The 20,544-nt window shown below is 62.3% G+C and carries 15 protein-coding genes; 7 read left to right on the forward strand and 8 right to left on the reverse strand.

The window, feature by feature from the left end:
- On the forward strand, positions 1–4,901 hold a 4,901-nt coding region (locus KGA89_RS25560; RefSeq protein ID WP_223472820.1), incomplete at its 5' end, for a beta strand repeat-containing protein.
- A 67-nt stretch (positions 4,902–4,968) separates the two neighbouring features.
- Here the strand turns inward: KGA89_RS25560 and KGA89_RS25565 are convergent.
- On the reverse strand, positions 4,969–5,364 hold the full coding sequence (locus tag KGA89_RS25565) for a YbaN family protein (RefSeq protein ID WP_003198995.1): 396 nt from the start codon (positions 5,362–5,364) through the stop codon (positions 4,969–4,971).
- Positions 5,365–5,372: 8 nt separating this feature from the next.
- The gene (locus tag KGA89_RS25570) at positions 5,373–5,960 is read right to left on the reverse strand and encodes a YecA family protein (protein WP_003198997.1); all 588 of its coding nucleotides are present in this window, start codon (positions 5,958–5,960) and stop codon (positions 5,373–5,375) included.
- Between the two features lie 441 nt (positions 5,961–6,401).
- On the opposite strand from KGA89_RS25570, the gene recQ reads away from it, so the two are divergent.
- The 3 genes from recQ (at position 6,402) to KGA89_RS25585 (ending at position 11,159) form a co-directional block, all read left to right on the forward strand.
- The gene (gene recQ, locus KGA89_RS25575; protein WP_223472821.1) at positions 6,402–8,528 is read left to right on the forward strand and encodes a DNA helicase RecQ; all 2,127 of its coding nucleotides are present in this window, start codon (positions 6,402–6,404) and stop codon (positions 8,526–8,528) included.
- A gap of 117 nt (positions 8,529–8,645) precedes the next feature.
- Positions 8,646–9,080 (forward strand): MarR family transcriptional regulator, encoded by a 435-nt coding sequence (locus tag KGA89_RS25580; RefSeq protein WP_003199001.1) that lies wholly within the window; start codon positions 8,646–8,648, stop codon positions 9,078–9,080.
- Positions 9,081–9,194: 114 nt separating this feature from the next.
- Positions 9,195–11,159 carry a FimV/HubP family polar landmark protein gene (locus tag KGA89_RS25585; RefSeq protein WP_223472822.1) on the forward strand — a complete coding sequence of 655 codons (1,965 nt, stop codon included), beginning with the start codon at positions 9,195–9,197 and terminating at the stop codon, positions 11,157–11,159.
- Positions 11,160–11,340: 181 nt separating this feature from the next.
- On the opposite strand, the gene KGA89_RS25590 is transcribed toward KGA89_RS25585, so the two are convergent.
- Complete coding sequence (locus tag KGA89_RS25590; RefSeq protein WP_223472823.1) at positions 11,341–13,542, reverse strand: patatin-like phospholipase family protein; 2,202 nt, start codon at positions 13,540–13,542, stop codon at positions 11,341–11,343.
- 71 nt (positions 13,543–13,613) lie between these two features.
- On the opposite strand from KGA89_RS25590, the gene KGA89_RS25595 reads away from it, so the two are divergent.
- Positions 13,614–13,901: a SelT/SelW/SelH family protein gene (locus KGA89_RS25595; protein ID WP_003199006.1), complete on the forward strand. Its 288-nt coding sequence runs from the start codon at positions 13,614–13,616 to the stop codon at positions 13,899–13,901.
- Here KGA89_RS25595 and KGA89_RS25600 read toward each other — a convergent pair.
- Positions 13,895–14,785 (reverse strand): DMT family transporter, encoded by an 891-nt coding sequence (locus KGA89_RS25600; protein ID WP_053162091.1) that lies wholly within the window; start codon positions 14,783–14,785, stop codon positions 13,895–13,897. The two genes, KGA89_RS25595 and KGA89_RS25600, sit on opposite strands and share 7 nt — an antisense overlap.
- A gap of 208 nt (positions 14,786–14,993) precedes the next feature.
- Positions 14,994–15,743 carry a helix-turn-helix transcriptional regulator gene (locus tag KGA89_RS25605; protein WP_223472824.1) on the reverse strand — a complete coding sequence of 250 codons (750 nt, stop codon included), beginning with the start codon at positions 15,741–15,743 and terminating at the stop codon, positions 14,994–14,996.
- Positions 15,744–15,878: 135 nt separating this feature from the next.
- Between KGA89_RS25605 and KGA89_RS25610 the strand changes: the two genes are divergently transcribed.
- Positions 15,879–16,697: a UDP-2,3-diacylglucosamine diphosphatase gene (locus KGA89_RS25610; protein WP_003199013.1), complete on the forward strand. Its 819-nt coding sequence runs from the start codon at positions 15,879–15,881 to the stop codon at positions 16,695–16,697.
- Between the two features lie 180 nt (positions 16,698–16,877).
- On the opposite strand, the gene KGA89_RS25615 is transcribed toward KGA89_RS25610, so the two are convergent.
- On the reverse strand, positions 16,878–17,468 hold the full coding sequence (locus KGA89_RS25615; protein ID WP_223472825.1) for an HD domain-containing protein: 591 nt from the start codon (positions 17,466–17,468) through the stop codon (positions 16,878–16,880).
- Between the two features lie 14 nt (positions 17,469–17,482).
- Entirely contained in the window at positions 17,483–17,794 is a 312-nt protein-coding gene (locus tag KGA89_RS25620) for a DUF962 domain-containing protein (RefSeq protein WP_027912759.1), read from the reverse strand.
- A 160-nt stretch (positions 17,795–17,954) separates the two neighbouring features.
- Between KGA89_RS25620 and KGA89_RS25625 the strand changes: the two genes are divergently transcribed.
- Positions 17,955–19,016 carry an AraC family transcriptional regulator gene (locus tag KGA89_RS25625; protein WP_223472826.1) on the forward strand — a complete coding sequence of 354 codons (1,062 nt, stop codon included), beginning with the start codon at positions 17,955–17,957 and terminating at the stop codon, positions 19,014–19,016.
- On the opposite strand, the gene KGA89_RS25630 is transcribed toward KGA89_RS25625, so the two are convergent.
- Positions 18,973–20,427 (reverse strand): TrkH family potassium uptake protein, encoded by a 1,455-nt coding sequence (locus KGA89_RS25630; RefSeq protein WP_003199020.1) that lies wholly within the window; start codon positions 20,425–20,427, stop codon positions 18,973–18,975. The two genes, KGA89_RS25625 and KGA89_RS25630, sit on opposite strands and share 44 nt — an antisense overlap.
- Positions 20,428–20,544: the final 117 nt, after the last annotated feature.

Consider the following 20,544-nt stretch of genomic DNA (forward strand, 5'->3'; position numbering starts at 1 on the left):
TGGTGACGGGTGGCGTGGCAGCCGGTTTCCCACAATCGATTACCACCGCACTCGGCAATACGCTGACCATCACTGGCTACAACGCCGCCACGGGCGTGGTCAGCTACAGCTACACCTTGCTGGACAATGAAACCCATCCAAACGCCAACGGCGCCAATAGCCTCAGCGAACAGTTCGCAGTGGTCGCCACTGACGACAACGGCACCACCGCGAACGGTAATCTGGACGTGAACATCGTCGATGACTTGCCTAAAGCCGTGGACGACAGCAACGCCAGTACCGCTTCGGAAACCAACCTGACCCTGACCGGCAGCGTACTGACCAACGACACCCAAGGTGCAGACCATGTGGCGTCCGGCCCTATCACCCCCGGCACTTTCACCGGTACTTACGGCACCCTGGTGCTCAATGCCGACGGTTCCTACACCTACACCCTCAACACCGCCGATGCCGACTTCAAGGGCCTGCACGGTGGTGGCGATGGCAGCGAAACCTTCACCTACACCCTGACCGATGCCGACGGTGACACCAGCACCGCGAACCTGGTGCTGCAAGTACACAACAACGATGACCCAGTGATCATCACCGGCCTCGACACCGACGGCGGTGAGTTGTCATTGCAGGAGAAAAACCTCAGCGATGGCAGCAGCCCGGATGCACCGACCCTGACTCAAAGCGGCACGTTCACCGTGACTGCGTTGGACGGTGTGCAAACCTTGAGTGTTGGCGGCATCAATGTGGTGACGGGTGGCGTGGCAGCCGGTTTCCCACAGTCGATTACCACCGCGCTGGGCAACACCCTGACTATCACCGGTTTCAACGCTGCGACTGGGGTGGTCAGCTACAGCTACACCTTGCTGGATAACGAAGCCCATCCAAACGCCAACGGCGCCAACAGCGTTAGCGAACAGTTCGCAGTGGTTGTCACCGACGATAACGGCACCACCGCCAACGGCAACCTGGACGTGAATATCGTTGATGACCTGCCGACCGCTCATGCCGACTCTGCCTCGGTGGATGAAGGTGGGACGGTCAGTGGCAACGTCCTGAACAACGATGAAGGTGGTGCCGACGGACCGGCTGCGAGTGGTGCCGTGATCGGTGTGCGTGCAGGCAACGACACCTCGACTCCGGCGATTGGCGGCTTGAACACCCAGATCAACGGCACCTACGGCTACCTGACCCTGGACGCCAATGGCAACGCCGTCTACCACAGCAACCCGAACACCGTCAGCGCCCCGGGTGCGACCGATGTCTTCACCTACACCGTGCGTGATGCCGACGGTGATGAAAGCACCACCACCATCACCATTGATGTCCACGATATCTGCCTCGTCGCCACCCCCGACCACGAAATCAGCGTCTACGAAAAAGCCCTTGACCTGAACCAGGACGGCCAGGACCTGGCCCCCGGCACTGTCACCGGCAGCGCCCCGAGCGCCACCAGCGAAACCGCCAGTGGCAGCCTTGTCGGCTCGATCAGCGGTGCCGTTGGCGCAGTGACCTTCGCGCTGGTGGGCAACGCCAACGGTGCCTACGGGCAACTGTCGCTTCAGCCCGACGGCTCCTACACCTACACCCTGACCTCGCCAGCCACGACGACGCCCCACGCCAACGATGGCCCGAATGTGCTGAGCGAAAGCTTCACCTACCAGGCCACGGACTCGTTGGGCAACACCGTCACCAGCACCATCGTCATCGACATCGTCGACGACGTGCCAAGCGCCCATGCCGATTTCGCCTCGGTGCTGGAGGGCGGCACGGTCAACGGCAACGTGCTGGACAACGACGTACTTGGCGCGGATGGCGGCATGGTGATCGGCGTGCGCGCCGGCAACGACACTTCAACCTCTGCTGTCGGTGGTCTCAACAACCAGATCAACGGCACCTACGGCTACCTGACCCTGGACGCTAACGGCAACGCCGTCTACCACAGCAACCCCGATGCTGTCGGTGCAGCAGGCGCGACCGATGTCTTCACCTACACCGTGCGTGATGCCGATGGTGATGAGAGCACCACCACCCTCACCATTGACGTGCACAACAGCTGCCTCATCGCAGAAACCGACCACGACGTTACTGTCTATGAAAAAGCCCTCGACCTGAACCAGGATGGCCAGGACCTTGCCCCTGGCAGCGTCACCGGCAGCGACCCGAGCGCCACCAGCGAAACTGCCAGTGGCACCTTGGTCGGTTCAGTCAGCGGTGCCACTGGCGCCGTCTCCTTCACCCTGGTGGGCAACGCCACCGGCGCCTACGGCCAGTTGTTGCTCCACCCGGACGGTTCCTACACCTACACCCTGACCTCGCCAGCCAACACCACGCCCCATGCCAATGATGGCCCGAACGTGTTGAGCGAAAGCTTCACCTATCAGGCCACGGATTCCCTGGGCAACAGCACCACCGGCAGTCTGGTGGTCAGCATCGTCGATGATGTACCGAAGGCCGTTGCGTCCGAGCGTTCGGTCACCGCGGTGGAGATCGATTCGAACCTGCTGATCGTGCTCGACGTGTCCGGCAGCATGGCCGATGACTCCGGTGTACCGGGGCTTTCGCGGCTGGACCTGGCGAAACAGGCGATCAGCGCCTTGCTCGATAAATACGATGACCTGGGGGATGTGAAAGTCCAGCTCGTGACGTTCAGCAGCAGTGCCACCGACCAGACTTCGGTGTGGGTCGACGTGGCGACTGCCAAGTCGCTTCTCTCCAGCCTGTCGGCGGGTGGCGGGACCAACTACGACGCGGCAGTGGCGACGGCCAAGACTGCGTTTGTCACTTCCGGGCAACTGACCGGCGCGCAGAACATCGGCTACTTCTTCTCGGACGGCAAGCCCAATTCTGGCCTGGAAACCGGCACGGCAGACGAGGCGGCGTGGAAAGCCTTCCTTGATGCCAACGGCATCAAGAACTACGCCATTGGCCTGGGCGACGGTGTCAGTAACGACTACCTCGACCCGCTGGCCTACGACGGCAGCGCTCATACCAACACCAACGCAGTGGTGGTCACCGACCTGAACCAGCTCAATTCGGTGCTCTCCGGCACGGTGCAAGGCGCGCCGGTTACCGGCAACCTGCTGGGCGAAGGCGGTTCGTTCGGCGCCGATGGTGGGTTTGTCAAAAGCCTGGTGGTCGATGGCACCACGTACAGCTATGACCCGACGGCCAACGGTGGCCACGGTGCACTGAGCACCAGTGGTGGGGTCAACCATGGCAGTTTCAATACGACCACCAACACGCTGAGCATTGCCACCGCCCATGACGGTACCCTGGTGGTCAACCTCGATACCGGTGCGTTCAGCTATACCTCCCAGACCGCCACCAGCGTATTGATCACCGAAAACATCGGCTACACCGTCAGTGACAACGATGGCGACCTGGCCAGCTCCAGCCTGGTGGTCAAAGTCGTGCCCAACAGCCCACCCGTGGCGATGGACGACAACATCATCACCAACGTGCTGTCGGGCAACATCGTGGTACCGGGCGAATTGCTGCTGGGCAACGACAGCGACGCCAACGGCGATCCGCTCACCGCGTCACCCACCAGTTTCAATACCGGTTGGACCGCCAAAGGCGGGGATTTCACCGGCAGCACCGGCACGGTCAGTTTCACCGGTAACAACGTGCAGTCGATCAACCTCAATCGCAGCGCCTTCGTCGCCAATGCCGCGACCATGACGGCGGTGCTGGTGGTCAGTGGCGCGCTGGGTGCGGTTTCCAACAATAATGCCAACGATGAGGACCGCCTCAACATCAGCCTCAAGCAGGGTGAAACCCTGACGCTGGACCATAACCTGGCGGGTGGGCATATCACCCTTGAGTATTCTCTCAACGGTGGGCCGTTCATTGCGATCAGCGACGGCGCCTCGTTCACTGCGGCGGCGGATGGCAACTACCAGATCCACGTCACCAACATCCCCAATCCCGGCGGCGGTAATTCCAACGCTGCGGAAAACTATCAACTGACCATGACCGTCAACTACGCCGGCGCCCAGGACAGCACCCCGGATTACCACGGCAGCTACACCGCCAGCGACAACCATGGCGGTAGCGACAGTGCTGCGGTGGACATCAGCTACCAGGCGGGCCATACCCTGACGGGCACCACCGGGGACGATGTGCTGTTGGCTGGTAACGGCGACAACATCCTCAATGCGGGCGACGGCAACGACATCCTCAGCGCAGGCTCGGGCAACAACACCCTGCACGGCGGGGCAGGCAATGACCTGCTCTACAGCGGCGCGGGCAACGACCTGCTCGACGGTGGTACGGGCAACGACACGGCGAGCTATGCCCACGCCACCGCCGGGGTCACGGTGAACCTGGGATTGTTGGCGGCGCAGAACACCGTAGGCGCCGGCACCGATACGCTGACCGGCATCGAAAACCTGGTCGGTTCGAACTTCAACGATACCCTCACCGGTGACAGCGCGAGCAACCGCATCAACGGTGGATTGGGCCATGACGTGCTCAATGGCGGTGGCGGCGATGACCTGCTGATCGGCGGCCTGGGCAACAACACGCTCACTGGCGGCAGCGGTGCCGATACCTTCCAATGGCAGGCAGGCAACAGCGGCCACGACGTGATCACGGACTTCTCGCCCGGCGTCGACAAACTCGACCTGTCCCAGCTGTTGCAAGGGGAGAACGGCAGCACCGCGTCACTGGACGATTACCTGCACTTCACCATCAGCGGCAGCGGAGGGTCGGTCATCACCAGCATCGACGTCAGTGCCATTGCCGGTGCCACGCCGAACCAGACCATCGATCTGGCGGGCGTCAACCTCGCCAGTCATTACGGCGTCACGCCCGGCGCAGACGGGATGATCGCTGGCGGGGCGGATACGGCGACCATCATCAACGGAATGCTCAACGATCATTCTTTGAAGGTGGACACGGTGTGAGGTGAGCTGAAACGACAAAACCCGTCATGTCCAGTCTGGACATGACGGGTTTTGCTTTTGTGGCGGCTCAGGGTTTGCGCAATGTCTTCTGCTTGAGGATATAAACCGTTACCAGCACCGCACTGGTGAGCATGAACCCCCGGGCCCACGGCAGGGGCACCAGGTAGCAGGAAAAGAGGATGCTCGCCCACATCAGCCCGATGGCATAGACCTTACCCTTGAGCGGGATGCCGTTGCCGCTGAGGTAGTCGCGGATCCACGGGCCGAGGCGGGGATGTTCTACCAGCCATTGGTAGAAGCGCGGCGAGCTGCGGGCGAAACAGGCCGCCGCCAGGAGCAGGAAAGGGGTGGTGGGCAGTACGGGAACGAAGATGCCGATGACCCCCAGCGCTACGCTCAGCCAGCCAATGGCCAACAGAACGTAACGCAGGATCAGCGGGCGATTGCCGACTGGCGAGGGCACCCGGTCACTCAGTGGTGGCGAGGCTTGAGGATCGCCGGTTTCTCGTCCGGTGCGTTGCACAGCAGGTACAGGGCCGTGAGGGCTTCGGGGATCTGGACAATCATGTCGTCCATCAGGTTGGCGTCGGCGGCGATGTCGGAAAATTCCGGTTGCTCATCGAACAGGCCGGAACCGACCATGATCGGCAGCAGCATTTCGCTGACTTCCTCTTCGGCGGTTTCGAACCAGGCGGCTTCGCGCAGGAACACGCCTTCCATGAAGCCGATGCACCAGCCACGCAACTCCGAATCGTCCGGGTCATCGCCCAGGTCCAGGTCGCACGGCAGTTCGAATTCTTCGTCGGAAGCCAGTTGGCGGGCGATGTGGGCCTTGAGGCCGACCAGCGTGGCTTCGATTTCGGCACGCTGGGCTTCGTCGCTGTAATGCGGCTCTTCGGCGAACAGGGCGTCGATCCACTCACGGTCCGGCACCGTTTCTGCGCAGATGGACAGGGCGGTCAGATAGCCGTGAGCGGCCACGTAGTCCAGCGCCTCTTCGTGCAGCTCATCGGCGTCGAGAAAGACTTGCAGGCGGGTCAGTTGCTCAGCGAAGGACATTACGGGCTACCTTGGGGAATAAACAATGCGGGAATTCTAGGCCTTCTTGAGCGCCCAGGCCAGCCGCGTGGCGTATTTGCCTCTTGAAGGCCAGGGGTGGACACAAATGGGGGGGGCGCCGCAGATCAAATGTGGTGGGAGCGAGCTTGCTCGCGATGAGGGCGGCACATCCAGCACCTTCTCAAAATGACCCACCGCTATCGCGAGCAAGCTCGCTCCTACAGGGACTTGTGGCAACGGAAGCAATGTATGGGTATCCCTAGCCGCTAGCACCTCCTGTCAGCAGCCCCCTTTGCAACGAAGGCCTCGGGTATACTGCCGCGTTTTGTGATGCCCTGCGGCGTCCCGCCGGTTCGAAACGCACACTTACGATTTGCCGGTGCAGCGTTTGTGATTCTGAACCAGCCTTGCAGGGATGTTTCGGTGATTTTTGGAGTTTCTATGCTCGAACAGGCTCAACGCGTCCTCAAGGACATCTTCGGCTACGACAGTTTCCGTGGCCGCCAGGGTGCCATTATTGAGCGCGTGGCCAACGGTGGCGATGCCCTGGTGCTCATGCCCACCGGCGGCGGCAAATCCTTGTGCTTCCAGGTCCCGGCGCTGTTGCGCAACGGCCTGGCCGTGGTGGTCTCGCCGCTGATCGCATTGATGGACGACCAGGTTGCGACCCTCGAAGAGCTGGGGGTTGCCGCTGCTTCGCTGAACTCCACCCTCAGCGCCGAGCAACAGCGGGACCTGGCGACACGCATCAAGCGCGGCGAAGTGAAGATGTTGTACCTGGCCCCGGAACGCCTGGTGCAGCCGCGCATGCTGGCGTTCCTGCAGAGCCTGGAAATTGCCCTGTTCGCCATCGACGAAGCCCACTGCGTATCCCAATGGGGGCACGATTTCCGACGCGAATACCTGCAACTGGGGCAGTTGGCGGAACTGTTCCCCGACGTGCCGCGCATCGCCCTGACCGCCACCGCCGACAAGCGCACCCGCGAGGAAATCGTCGAGCGCCTGCACTTGCAGAACGCCGAGCGCTTCCTGTCCAGTTTCGACCGTCCGAATATTTTCTACCGCATCGTACCCAAGGAGCAGCCGCGCAAGCAGTTGCTGGCGTTCCTCGCCGAGCGCCGCAGTGATGCCGGCATTGTCTATTGCCTGTCGCGCAAGAAGGTCGATGAAGTGGCGGCGTTCCTGTGTGAACAGGGGTTCCCGGCGCTGCCGTATCACGCCGGCCTGCCCAACGACCTGCGGGCCTATCACCAGAAGCGCTTCCTCAACGAGGAAGGCTTGATCATGGTGGCCACCATTGCGTTCGGCATGGGCATCGACAAGCCCAACGTGCGTTTTGTCGCGCACCTGGACCTGCCCAAGTCCCTCGAGGCGTATTACCAGGAAACCGGGCGTGCCGGCCGTGACGGCTTGCCGGCCGATGCCTGGATGGCCTACGGCCTGCAAGACGTGGTGATGCTCAAGCAGATGCTGCAGAACTCCGAAGGCGATGAGCGCCACAAGCGTCTGGAGCAGCACAAACTCGACGCGATGCTCTCGCTGTGCGAAGAAACCCGCTGCCGTCGCCAGACCCTGCTGGCCTATTTTGACGAAGACATGCCCCAGCCTTGCGGGCATTGCGACAACTGCGTCGATGGCGTGGAAACCTGGGACGCCACCGAGCCGGCCCGCCAGGCCTTGTCGGCGATTTTCCGCACCGGCCAGCGCTACGGCGTCGGGCATCTGGTGGACGTGTTGCTGGGCAAGGACAACGAAAAGGTCCGCAGCTTTGGCCACCAGCACCTGTCGGTGTTCGGCGTGGGCAAGGCACGCACCGAGGGTGAGTGGCGTTCATTATTCCGACAACTGGTGGCCCGCGGTCTGGCCGACATCGACCTGGAAGGCTACGGCGGCCTGCGCCTGAGTGCGACTTGCAGGCCGTTGCTCAAAGGCGAAGTCACCCTCGAACTGCGTCGCGACCTCAAGCCGGCAACGGCGGTCAAGAGCAGCAAGAGCCAGGCCAGCCAACTGGTGCGTGGCGAAGAGCGCGATCAATGGGAAGCCTTGCGGGCCTTGCGGCGCAAGCTGGCCGAGGAGCACGGCGTCCCGCCGTACGTCATCTTCCCCGACTCGACGCTGCTGGAAATGCTCCGCAGCCAGCCCACCTCCCTGGCGGAAATGGCCCAGGTCAGTGGTGTGGGCGCGCGCAAGCTGGAGCGGTATGGCGAGGCCTTCCTCCAGGTCCTGGGCGGCGAGGCCGAAGCACCGAAAGCGGTGGCCGATGTACGCCACGAACTCATTACGCTGGCCCGGGCCGGCATGACGCCGTTGCAGATCGCCGGGCAACTGCAGTGCTCGGAAAAGAACGTCTACACGATGCTGGCCGAAGCCATTGGCAAACAGCAGTTGTCCCTGGAACAGGCGCTGGATCTGCCCGAAGAACTGATGGGAGAGGTGCAGGATGCCTTCCTGGATGGCGAAGGCGAGTTACCGCCAGTGTCTGAAGTTGCCGCACTGTTTGTCGGACGGGTTCCCGAAGGCGTGCTGTATTGCGTCAGGGCTGCGTTGCAGTCGGAATTTGAAGTCTGATCAGTGGGTTGCGTGCCTTTAACGATTCAGTACAAGGTGAACCTTGCTTGAATCCAAAGCTCATGCTTAGCTGACTAATAATTAGTTTTTCTCTATTTCAGATCTGATGAGTTTTTTATGCCGTTAACCGATCAACACCGTTTTGGCATGCAGTTGGCGCAAATGTCTCGAGGCTGGCGTGCCGAACTGGATCGCCGCCTGGCCGGGCTGGGCCTGTCCCAGGCGCGTTGGCTGGTGCTGTTGCACCTGGCCCGTTTCGAACAGGCGCCGACCCAGCGAGAACTGGCCCAGAGCGTCGCCGTCGAAGGCCCGACACTGGCCCGGTTGCTCGACAGCCTGGAAACCCAGGGGCTGGTGCAGCGCCAGGCCGTGGCCGAGGACCGCCGGGCCAAGAAAATCGTGCTCTGCGCACCGGCCCTGCCGTTGATCGAACAAATCGAAACCATTGCCACGCAACTGCGTCGTGAGCTTTTCGAAGGTGTCGACGAAGCGGACATGCGTGTGTGCATGCGGGTCCACGGTACGATCCTGGCCAACCTGGAAAAATCCTGAGGCATTATCCCTGGCGCCAGACTTTTGAGATTCGGCGATTAGCGAACTATAACCAGTACTAAGTGATCGTATTGGATGCGTTTGCGCTCAGTCTGGTAGTCGAAAGGGATACCCATGCTTGAAAGTTTGCAGTCCACGTTGCGCAGTTGGGTCAACGTGTCGGTCGTCGTGGGTGCCCTGGGGTATTCTGCCTTGGCGTCGGCGCTGGGGCTGGGGGACATCACGCTCCATTCCGCCCTGAACCAGCCGTTGCGCGCCGATATCGCCCTGGTCGATGTGGCCGGGATCAGCGAGGGCGATCTGTCGGCCAGCCTGGCGAGCCCGGACGATTTCAGTCGTGCGGGTGTGGAACGGGCGTTCTTTCTCAACAACCTGCGCTTCACGCCGGTGTTGCGCGGGGAGCGCAGCTTCATTCGGGTGACATCCAGCAAACCGGTGGAGGAACCCTTTCTCAACTTCCTGGTGCAGCTCAATCAGCCCAACGGGCGCCTGCTGCGAGAATACACCGTACTGATCGACCCGCCGGGCACACCGGGTATCGTGCCGGTCCGTGATGAACCTTCCCAGGCCCCTCAGTCCATCAAGCCGCCCCCGGCGGTACAGGGCAAGCGTTACACCGTCGTGCCGGGAGACAACCCCTGGATCATCGCCAAGCGCCTGCATGACGCCGGTAGCAACGCGTCGGTCAATGAGTTGATGCAAGGAATCCAGGCCTTGAACCCCGGCAGTGACCGGCTTTCCATCGGCCAGCACTTGTTGCTGCCCGACTCGGCCGTGCTGCCGACTTCGGCTGCAGCCCCTGCTGGCCAGGCCCCCGCCGCGCCCGATGAGCAAATGGCCGCCAGCGTGCTGCAAAACCAGCAGCAACAGAAGACGATCGATGAACTGCAGGCCCGGCTCCAGGCCCAGGACGAGGAAATCGCTGGCCAGCGCAAGCAGATCAGCGAATTGCAGGCCCGGCTGGCCGAGGTTGCACCAGCCCCTGTTGCATCGACACCACCGCAACCGGCGCTTCCTGCAGCGGAACCGGCGCCGGACGCGCAACCCGCTACAGAACCGGTAGCAGAGCCAGAGGGCGTCAATTGGACATGGGTGGCGGGGCTGGTGGGCCTGTTGGGGTTGCTGGCGCTGTTACTGTTCGTTCGGCGTCGGCAGCAGCAGGCCGAGTTGGAACCGATGACCGGGCGTCCCGAGCCGATGCTGGAGGAGGACGACGAAACCTATGCATCAATCCCCGATACGGAGCCGTCCGAGACTGCGGCATCGTTCAACAACGGGGATACGCCCCTGGGCGATGTGCTGGAGGGCGTCGGGATCTACTTGACCTACGGTCGGTTCACCGAGGCCGCAGGGCTGTTGCGCGCCGCGTTGCTGGCGGAGCCGGAACGCACCGACCTGGGCCTCAAGTTGCTGGAGGTACTGGGCAAGCAGGGCGATGTCATCGGTTTCCAGGCCCAGGAACATCATCTACTGGCACAGGGTATCGATGCCGGGACGTTGGAGGAGATCCGCGGGCGCTATCCCAAGGTTGCCATTATCGCCGCGCCGACAGTGGCGTCGGTACAACCTCAGGTACCGGTTTTTGCACCTGCACCTGCTCCGGCACCGGCACCGGCACCTGAACGTGAACCGGTGCCCGGTGACGAGTTCGAGTTGGACCTGGATGCACTGTCCATGGAAACCAGCTGGGACCTCGCCGATGCCCAGGACAACACGGTTGATAAGGAGGCTGTTTCACCCCATGCCGCCGAGAGCTTTTCGCTTTCAGGTTTTGACGAACCGGAGCTGCAATGGGAAGCGCCACTGGAGACCGAGTCCCTGGACGATGCCTTCCTCGATAGCTTTGCCGACGAAGAACAGTCGCTGGAACTTGAGCCGCTGGCACTTGAACCTGTTTCCCTGGACACCCTTTCCCTCGAACCTCAGGTCCCTGAACACTCGGTCAAGCTGGAACAGGCACAGAATTGCATCGACGATGGAGACCTGAAAACCGCCGTCTCCCTGCTTGAAGAACTGCTCGAGGAGGGCGACGAACCCCTCAAGCAAACCGCCCGGGTGCTGCTGGCGGGGATTCGCTGAGGTAGCAGCACAGTCAACATCACCGACACTGACCCGCCGCTATCGCGAGCAAGCTCGCTCCCACAGGGATTTGTGGTGAACAGCCATTGCGCAGACACCCATGGACCCCTTGTGGGAGCGAGCTTGCTCGCGATAGCGGCCTGTCAGGCTATCAATCCAGCCCAGGCAAACGCCTATCCCCTCAAAACGTCTGCCCCAGGTTCAGATACACCGCCTGTTCATCATCGTCGTTAAAGCCATAGCTGAAATTCAGTGGCCCCAGCGGTGTATCGAAACCGAGGAAAATGCTGGCGGCGTTGATGTAGCCGCTGTCGAATTCGTTGTCGTTGTTCCAGGCCCGGCCGCGTTCCAATGAGCCGCCGATGTACAGCGGGAAGTCCAGTGGCAGGTAGGCCCGCGGTGTGAGGCGGCGGTAATACACGGCGCGCATCAGGCTGATGTTCTGCCCGGACACCCCGTCTTCGCGAAAGCCTGACAGTTGCCGCGCGCCACCGAGCACAAAGCTGGACGTCACGACTTCAGCAGTGTCCAGTGTTCGTCCGTAGCGCCCGCCCAGGATGAAGGTATCCGGGCCGCTGCTCAGGGCCTTGTCCAGCTTGAACTCCCATTGGCGGTAACGCTGGTCGGAACCCAGCCCCGGTTCGTATTGGCGCCAGCTCAGGCCGATGTCTTCCCCCTCGTGGGGGAAATACACGTTGTCGAAGGAATCGAAGGAGTACTTCAGCTCATAGAAACCTTCATTGAAGTTTTCGCTGGGCTGGTCATGGTCGCCAATGCGCACATCCGCCTTGCCCCAGGCCTGGCCGACACCGAAGCGGATTTCGCCGTTGTTGCCGATCTGGCGGCCCACGTTCAGCCCGAAGCCATAGCGCTCGACGCGATACTGGGCCACCGGATCGTTGTCCAGGATCGACTCCACGTTGCGGGATTCGAATTGCCCGTAGGGGGCGATGAAGTAGCGCGAGCCGACATCCAATGGCTGGTAGAACTCGCTGTACAACTCCTGCTTGTCGCCGATCTGCGCCCGGGTCAGCCATTCGGCACCGAGGCGATTGATGCCGTTGACCCGATAGCTGGCTCCCAGGTTGAAAGCGCTGTCGCCGCGCATGTCGTCCGACAGGCTCAGCCCCAGCCGCAGGTAGTCGGTGCCGGTGCGTCTTCCCCGAGCGCTGATCACCAGCGTGTGATCCGGGCCCTTGCGGACCACGCGGTATTGCACCTGCTCGAAGTAATCCAGGCCGTACAGCGTGCCCATGTCGGTCTGCAGGCGGCCCAGGTCCAGCGGCTCACCGATCTTCTGGCGAACGTAATAGCGGATCACGTCATCGCCGACTTTCGAGTCGTTCTCCACTCGAATGGCGGTGATGACCGGCGTGCGCTCGCTGGGGGTGCGCGCGGCCATGAGCTCGGCGTCGGGCGCCTCGGACGGGCGTAGAGGAGCCAGGCGCGCCTCGAGTATCCGCGTGGCACGGTAACCGGCATCGATCATGTCCTGGGCCCGGCCGAAATCGGTGGAGCCAAAGCTCGCCAGCGCCGGCTGGATCAGCACGTCGTCTTTCTTCAGCGTTGCCAGTTGCTCTTCAGAGTTGCGCCGGGTCATCAGGGTGGTCGATTGGTTCAGCACGTCGACCACCGTGACCAGTTGCTTGCGGTTGCGCAGGGGCGTACCGATGTCGACCACGATGGCCACGTCCACGCCCATTTCCCGGGCCACATCCAGCGGGATGTTGTCGGACATGCCGCCGTCCACCAGCAGCCGGCCGTCCAGTTCCACCGGGGCGAATACCGCCGGGATCGACATGCTGGCGCGAATGACCTTGGGCAGGTGGCCTTTGCGAAACACGACTTTTTCGCCCGTGGCGATGTCCGTGGCGACTGCGCGAAACGGGATCGGCAGTTTGTCGAAGTCCCGCGTGTCGCTGGCGTGGGCCAGCAGGCTTTCGAGCAGCAGGGCCAGGTTCTGGCCCTGGATGACCCCCAAGGGCAGGCCGAGGCTGCCGTCGTCACGAAAGCTCAGTTTCTGTTTGACCAGGAAGTCCCGGTCATCCTGCTTGCGCCGGAATGGTACGTCCTTGCGCGGTGGCGCATCGGACAGAGCCTGTTGCCAGTCGATGCCCAGGGCGAGTTTTTCCAGTTCGTCGATCTTGTAGCCCGAGGCATACAGCCCGCCGATCACCGCGCCCATGCTGGTGCCGGCGATGGCATCGATCTTGATGCCTTGCTCTTCCAGGGCCTTGAGCACGCCGATGTGGGCCAGCCCCCGTGCGGCGCCGCCGGACAGCACCAGGCCGATTTTCGGGCGTGGCGCGTCGACGGCGGGCTCGTTGGCATGGCCGAGCAGGGGCAACAGCAACAGAAGCAGGAGGGGCAGGAGGCGGCGCATCGTCAATCTCGGGGCGGGCGATCAAAGGCGGGTATTATAGCGACGCCTTCGAACCCAGGAGTCCACCCGCAATGACCGAACACAAACCGGAAGTCGTCATCACCTATTGCACCCAGTGCCAATGGCTGCTGCGCGCCGCCTGGCTGGCCCAGGAGCTGCTCAGCACCTTTGGCGATGACCTGGGCAAGGTGTCGCTGGTGCCGGGCACCGGCGGTGTGTTCCACATCAGTTGCGACGGCACGCAGATCTGGGAGCGCAAGGCCGATGGTGGTTTTCCCGAAGCCAAGGTCCTCAAGCAGCGGGTCCGCGACCGGATCGATCCGGAGCGGGACCTGGGCCACAACGATCGGGTTCAGTGAGACGCGGCTTGGGCGCCAACCCCCGGTTTCTTTGAACCGCTCAGTTGGCTTGAGATCACGATGGCCGTGATGATCACCACGCCGCCCAGCAGCATGCGCAGGGTCGGGCTCTCATCGAACAGCCACCAGGCCATGGCGATGCCGTAGACCGGCTCCATGGCGAACACCACCGCTGCCGTGCGGGCCTTGATCACCGCCAGGCTGGCGACGAACAGGCTGTGGGCCAGGCCGGTGCAGAACACACCGAGCAAGCCGATCCACAACCAGTCGATGGGGCGAACGTCACTCAATTGTGGCGCGGCCATCGGCAGCAGGCACAACCCGACCACCACGTTCTGGCACAGCGCGGCCTGCACCGGCGGGACGTGCGCCGAACCGGCGCGGTTGGTCAATGACAGCAGGGAGAAGAGCAACCCCGAGAACACGGCCCACAGCAGGCCAGTGGTGGCGCCGCTGGCCAAGTCGAAGTTCGGCGTGACCAACACCAGGCCGACGCTCACCAACACCACCAACCAGATTTCATTGGCGCGAATCCGCTCGCGGAAGATCAGCCCTTCAAGCAGCACCGTGAAGGCCGGGAAGCTGGTGAACCCCAGCGTGGCGACCGCCACGCCGGCAACCTTCACTGCGATGAAGAAACTCACCCAATGCCCGGCCAGCAACAGCCCCCCAAGGAGCAATCGCCAGCCATCCTGGGCCCGCAGTTGCTGCCAGCGGCTGTTGCTGGCGAACCGGGCGAACATCGCCAGGGCGAGCACGGCGAAGACGGCGCGACCGAACACAATGACCGCCGGCGAGGCTGCGGCGAGTTTGCCGAATACACCGGTCAGGCCAAACATGAGTGCGCCGATGTGCAGGGCGCCGAGGGCGGTACGGGGTGTCATTTCAATCCTTTCAACAGACAGTGGGGCAACTGGCGAGTGTCTTCTGTGGGAGCGAGCTTGCTCGCGAAAGCGGTGGTTCAGGCAATGCAGATATTGACTGACAGATAGCAATCGCGAGCAAGCTCGCTCCCACAGGATCGTCCCCTAGTATTTAAGCGTGGGTGAGGCGGCAGTGTCTGTCGCGATCCTAGCGATTTTTAGCGCGAATCTATCGCTGACGCCGCAGCTTGCCCGGCGAGGCGCCGAATTCCCGCAGTACCGCCGCGGCGAAGGCACTTTGGGAGCCGTAGCCGACCCGGTGGGCGATCTCACCGATGGGCAACTGCGAATCACGTAACAACGCTACAGCCTTGTGCAAGCGGCGGCTGCGGATGTAATCCATCGGGGTTTGCCCGCACTCGGCGACGAAGCGCGCGTGCAGGCGGGCACTGGAGAGGCCGGCGACTCGTGCCAGGTCCGCCACTTGCAGCGGATAGGCGGCGTTCTGGTCGATGTGGGCGTTGAGTGCGGCGTAGGGCAGGCGCCGGCCGCCGAGGGTTGCCTGGCGAGCGTTATTGAGACTCGCCAGCAGCAGCACCGCGCCTTGCTGGGCGATCACCGGATCGTCCACCGGGCTGCCCGCCAACCAACTGACCAACTGGCTTTGCCCCGCATCCAGGGGCAGGCGCGCGGTGTCGTCGAGCAAACGGCGGCTGGCGTCGGCGTGATCCCCCAGGCATTGCCCGACCCAATCATCACTGGGCACATCCAACACCAGGCAGCGGCTGCCGTGGGGGCTGCCGCAGCCGTGATGCGCGCCGGCCGGTACCACCACGAAGCTTTGTTGCACCACCTGGCTGCCATGCCCTTCGACCTCGAAATCCAGCGCGCCAGACAGCCCGAACACCAGTTGGGCATGGTCATGGCTGTGGGCGATCAAGTCGTGGCTGTAGTGGCGTAGCGTGAGGATCGGTCTCATCGCGGTCTCCCGTGTCAGGCCGCCAGCATACACCGAGGGCGCAACGCCCGGCGCTGTCATGCAATGGACTTGTGTTTGTCATAGGCCATTAACCGCTGGCGTGCACAGTGGCAAAAACGATCAGAGGGTTGCCCAATGACCAGCGCCGAGCTCGCCAGACCCAGCCGCAAACAGCGTGTTCGCACCCTGTGGATTTCCGATGTGCACCTGGGCACCCGGGATTGCCAGGCCGAGCACCTGTCGCAGTTTCTCAAGGGCTACCACGCCGACAAGATCTACCTGGTGGGGGACATCATCGACGGCTGGAAACTGCGCGGTGGGATGTATTGGCCCCAGGCCCACACCAACGTCATTCGCCGCTTGCTGACCATGAGCAAGCGCGGCACCGAAGTGATCTACGTCACCGGCAATCATGACGAGTTCCTGCGGCGCTATTCGAAGCTGATCCTGGGCAATATCCAGTTGGTGGACGAAGCGGTGCACGTCACTGCCGATGGTCGGCACCTGTTGGTGATCCATGGCGACCAGTTCGACGTCATTACCCGGTACCACCGTTGGCTGGCGTTCCTCGGGGATTCGGCCTACGAGTTCACCCTCACGCTGAACCGCTGGCTCAACCATTGGCGGGCCCGTTACGGCTACGGCTACTGGTCGTTGTCGGCGTACCTCAAGCACAAGGTCAAGACCGCCGTCAGCTTCATCAGCGATTTCGAAGAAGCCATCGCCCACGAGTGTGTGAAGCGCGAACTGCATGGCGTGGTCTGCGGGCATATCCACCATGCCGAGATGCGCATGGTGGGTGAGGTGGAATACCTCAATTGTGGCGATTGGGTCGAATCCTGCACGGCGCTGATCGAGCACTGGGACGGGTCGATCGAGTTGTATCGGTTGGCGGAGGCCCAGGCACGGGAGGCACTGGCCAAGACTGAGTTGAAAGTGACTGAGCCGGTGTAGGCCTTCATGACGCCATCGCGGGCAAGCCTTGCTCCCACAAGTACTCACCGCCTATGAGAGCAGGCAACACCTGTGGGAGCAAGGCTGTTCCCACAAGTACTCACCGCCCATGAGAGCAGGCAACACCTGTGGGAGCAAGGCTTGCCCGCGATGGACCGCGCAGCGGTCCCCAGCAATCTGTCAGCCAGAAGGCTGCTCCGTCATCGCCGCCTTGTAGATCGACTGCTTCGGCGCAGCAAACAGCCTTTCCAGCATCGGCTCGAAGAAACTCAACGGCAGCGTGTCGTACTCGGGATCGAACGCTGCTGCGTCATATTTCGCACAAAAGTCGACTGTCGCCTGATACTGCGGATGTTCGAAAAACTGCTCGCGCAGGTGCCGGTCCATGCCCAGGTGATGGAAGAAGTAATAGCCCTGGAAAATCCCGTGCTTCTCCACCATCCACAGGTTTTCCGCGCTGACGAAGGGCTTGAGGATCGCCGCCGCGATGTCCGGGTGGTTATACGAACCCAGGGTGTCGCCGATGTCGTGGAGCAGGGCGCAGACCACGTATTCCTCGTCCCGCCCGTCACGGTAGGCACGGGTGGCGGTTTGCAGGGAATGGGTCAGGCGATCCACCGGGAACCCGCCGAAATCGCCGTCCAGCAGCTTCAAGTGGGCCAGGATCCGGCCCGGCAATTGCCGGGCGTAGGCGCTGAAGTCGGCGGCGATGATCGCCCAGTCCTCCTGAGAGCCGTCCCGCATGTGGGTAAAACGTGCATGAGTGTTCATAGGCAATCCTTTGGCTAGAACGCCACCTTGCCCAGCAGCATGTCGCGGTACATGACGAAATCGCCGAGCAGGCTGTAGAAAGGATGCTGGAAGGTGGCGGGACGGTTTTTTTCGAAGAAGAAGTGCCCGACCCAGGCAAAGCCGTAGCCGGCCACGGGCAGGGCGAGCCACAGCCACCCGCTCCCCACTACGAGGGCCATGACGAACACCAGGATGACCAGGGAGGTGCCGATGAAATGCAATCGTCGGCAGGTGCTGTTGCTGTGCTCGCCGAGGTAATACGGGTAGAACTCGGCGAAGGTATTGAATCGTTTGGCGTTTTCCAAGACTGCAGGCTCTTTGGTTATTGTTCTGGCAACCGATAAATCCAGCGGCTTACTTTGAGTCTAGAGCGATCACTTGCAACAGCCAGTGACAATGGGCGCCACTTTAGTATCCTTCGCAAATCCAGCCGTACCCTGCGGCTCGTCATGCAAGTAAAACGTCATGAACGAACGAACGACTTCTTCAAGCTGGGCGATGGGGATTGTCAAGGCGTTGGAAATCGACGGCCTGGATTGTCGGGTGCTGTTCAAGCAACTGGGGCTGGACTTTGATGCGCTGGACGATCCGGATGCACGCTTCCCCCAGGACTCGATGACGCGGCTCTGGCAACGGGCGGTGGAATTGTCCGGTAACCCGGCCATTGGCTTGAACATGGGTAAAGTGGTGCGCCCGGCCTCGTTCCATGTGGCGGGCTACGCCTTGATGTCCAGTCGCACGCTGGCGGAGGGTTTCCAGCGACTGGTGCGATACCAGCGAATTATTGCCGAAAGCGCCGACTTGAGTTTTCGTCGGTTGGAAGAGGGCTATGGGCTGATCCTGACGGTGCATGGCGACCATTTGCCCCCCACTCGCCAAAGTGCCGAAGCGTCCCTGGCCTGTGCGTTGGCCCTGTGCAACTGGCTGACCGGGCGTACCTTGCACCCGGTAAAAGTGCTGTTCCAAGGCACCGAACCCCTGGACCTGGCGCCTTATCAGCGAGCCTTCTGCGCACCGCTGGTGTTCGGCGCGTCTTATGACGCGCTGATTTTTGAGCGGGCCGACATGGAGGCGCCGCTGCCGACGGCCAACGAAGCCATGGCGCAGTTGCATGACCGGTTTGCCGGTGAATACCTCGCGCGTTTTTCGGAAAGCCGTGTGACCCATAAGGCACGACAAGTGTTGTGCCGACTGTTGCCCCAGGGCGAGCCCAAGCGTGACGTGGTGGCGCAGACGCTGCACCTGTCGCAGCGCACCTTGCAGCGGCGCTTGCAGGAAGAGGGCACCAGTTTCCAGAGTTTGCTTGAGGACACCCGTCGTGAACTGGCCGAGCAGTACCTGGCGCAGTCGGGCATGACGCTGCTGGAGATCGCCTATCTGCTGGGGTTTGCCGACCCAAGCAATTTTTTCCGGGCCTTCCGCCGCTGGTTCGACACCACGCCTGGCGAATACCGGGCACGGTTGGCGAGTCAGCCTGAAGCGGTCAGTGACGCCAGAACGCCGGGATACACAGCACGAACACCGTGATGATCTCCAGTCGGCCCAGCAGCATGCCTCCTGACAGAATCCACTTGGCCGCGTCCGGCAGCGGTGCGAAGTTGCCGGCCGGCCCGATGGTTTCCCCCAGCCCCGGACCGACGCCGGACACGGTACTGGCCGCACCGGTCAGCGCCGTCATCCATTCCACGCCCAGCAGCGACAGCAGCAGGGCGATCACGCAGATGGTGATGGCGAAGAAGAACGAGAACGTAAGGATCGAGCGGACGATTTCTTCGTCGAGGCGATGACCGTTGTATTTCTGCTTGATCACCGCGCGGGGGTGGATCAGTTGATTAAGGTTGGCCCGCAGCAGGATGTAGGCGACCTGGAAGCGGAAGATCTTGATCCCGCCGGCCGTCGAGCCTGAACAACCGCCGACGAACCCCAGGTAGAAAAACAGCATCAGCGAAAAATTGCCCCACAGGCTGTAGTCGCCGAGGGCGAAACCGGTGGTGGTGACGATGGACGTCACGTTCAGCGCCACGTGCCGCAGCGCCTCCAGCCAATGCAGGTCGGTGGTCGCCCAATACCAGGTGCCGAGCACCAGCCAGGTCACCAGCAACACCCCGATAAGCCCCTGGACCTGCTGGTCCTTGATCAGTGCCCGGCGATTGCCCCGCAACATCGAGACATAGAGGGCAAACGGCAGGCTGCCGAGGATCATGATGACAATGATGACCCAGTGCACGGCCGGCTGGGTCCATTTGGCCAGGGACAGGTCCGAGGTGGAAAAACCGCCGGTGGAGATCGCCGACATCGCATGGTTGATGGCATCGAACAGGCTCATCCCGGCCCACCAGAGCGCCAGGGTGCCGAGAATGGTGATGCCCACGTAGGACGCCACGATCAGCCGCGCCACCATGTGGGAACGGGGCATGACTTTTTCCGAGCGGTCCGACGATTCGGTCTGGAACAGCCGCATGCCACCGATGCGCAGCAAGGGCAGGATCGCCACCGCCATGCCGATGAAGCCGATACCGCCGAGCCAGTGCAGCAGCGAGCGCCACATCAGGATGCCCGGGGACATGGTGTCCAGGCCGCTCAGGACGGTGGCGCCGGTGGCGGTGATGCCCGACATGCTTTCGAAAAACGAGTCGGTGTAGCTGATCTTCTGGGTCAGCAGGAACGGCAGCGCGGCGAAGATACACACCACCAGCCAACTGCTGACGGTCAGCAAGTACATGTCGCGCGGGCGCAGGTGGATGTGTTCCGGGCGCCCGGGAAGCACCAGGGCCAGGCCGGCGAGGAAGGTAATCATGCTCGACCAGAGGAACGACGGCAGGTCGCGGGTGCGCTCGAAGACCATCAGGGTGGCCATGGGAACGACCATGAAGATCGCCAGGGTGATCAGGAAGATGCCGATGATGAAACCAATGATCCGCAGGGTCGGCAACGCCATGAAGTCCGCTCAGGCTGAAAAAGGAAGGGCGCCATTCTACCCGCGACAAGCGCCCTGTAAACCGGCACCCGGCGCCGAGTGGGCACCTGGCCGCGGAATTTGCGCTAACGAACTCGC

It is taken from the genome of Pseudomonas sp. A-RE-22, assembly GCF_019956035.1.
In the GTDB taxonomy this organism is placed as follows: domain Bacteria; phylum Pseudomonadota; class Gammaproteobacteria; order Pseudomonadales; family Pseudomonadaceae; genus Aquipseudomonas; species Aquipseudomonas brassicacearum.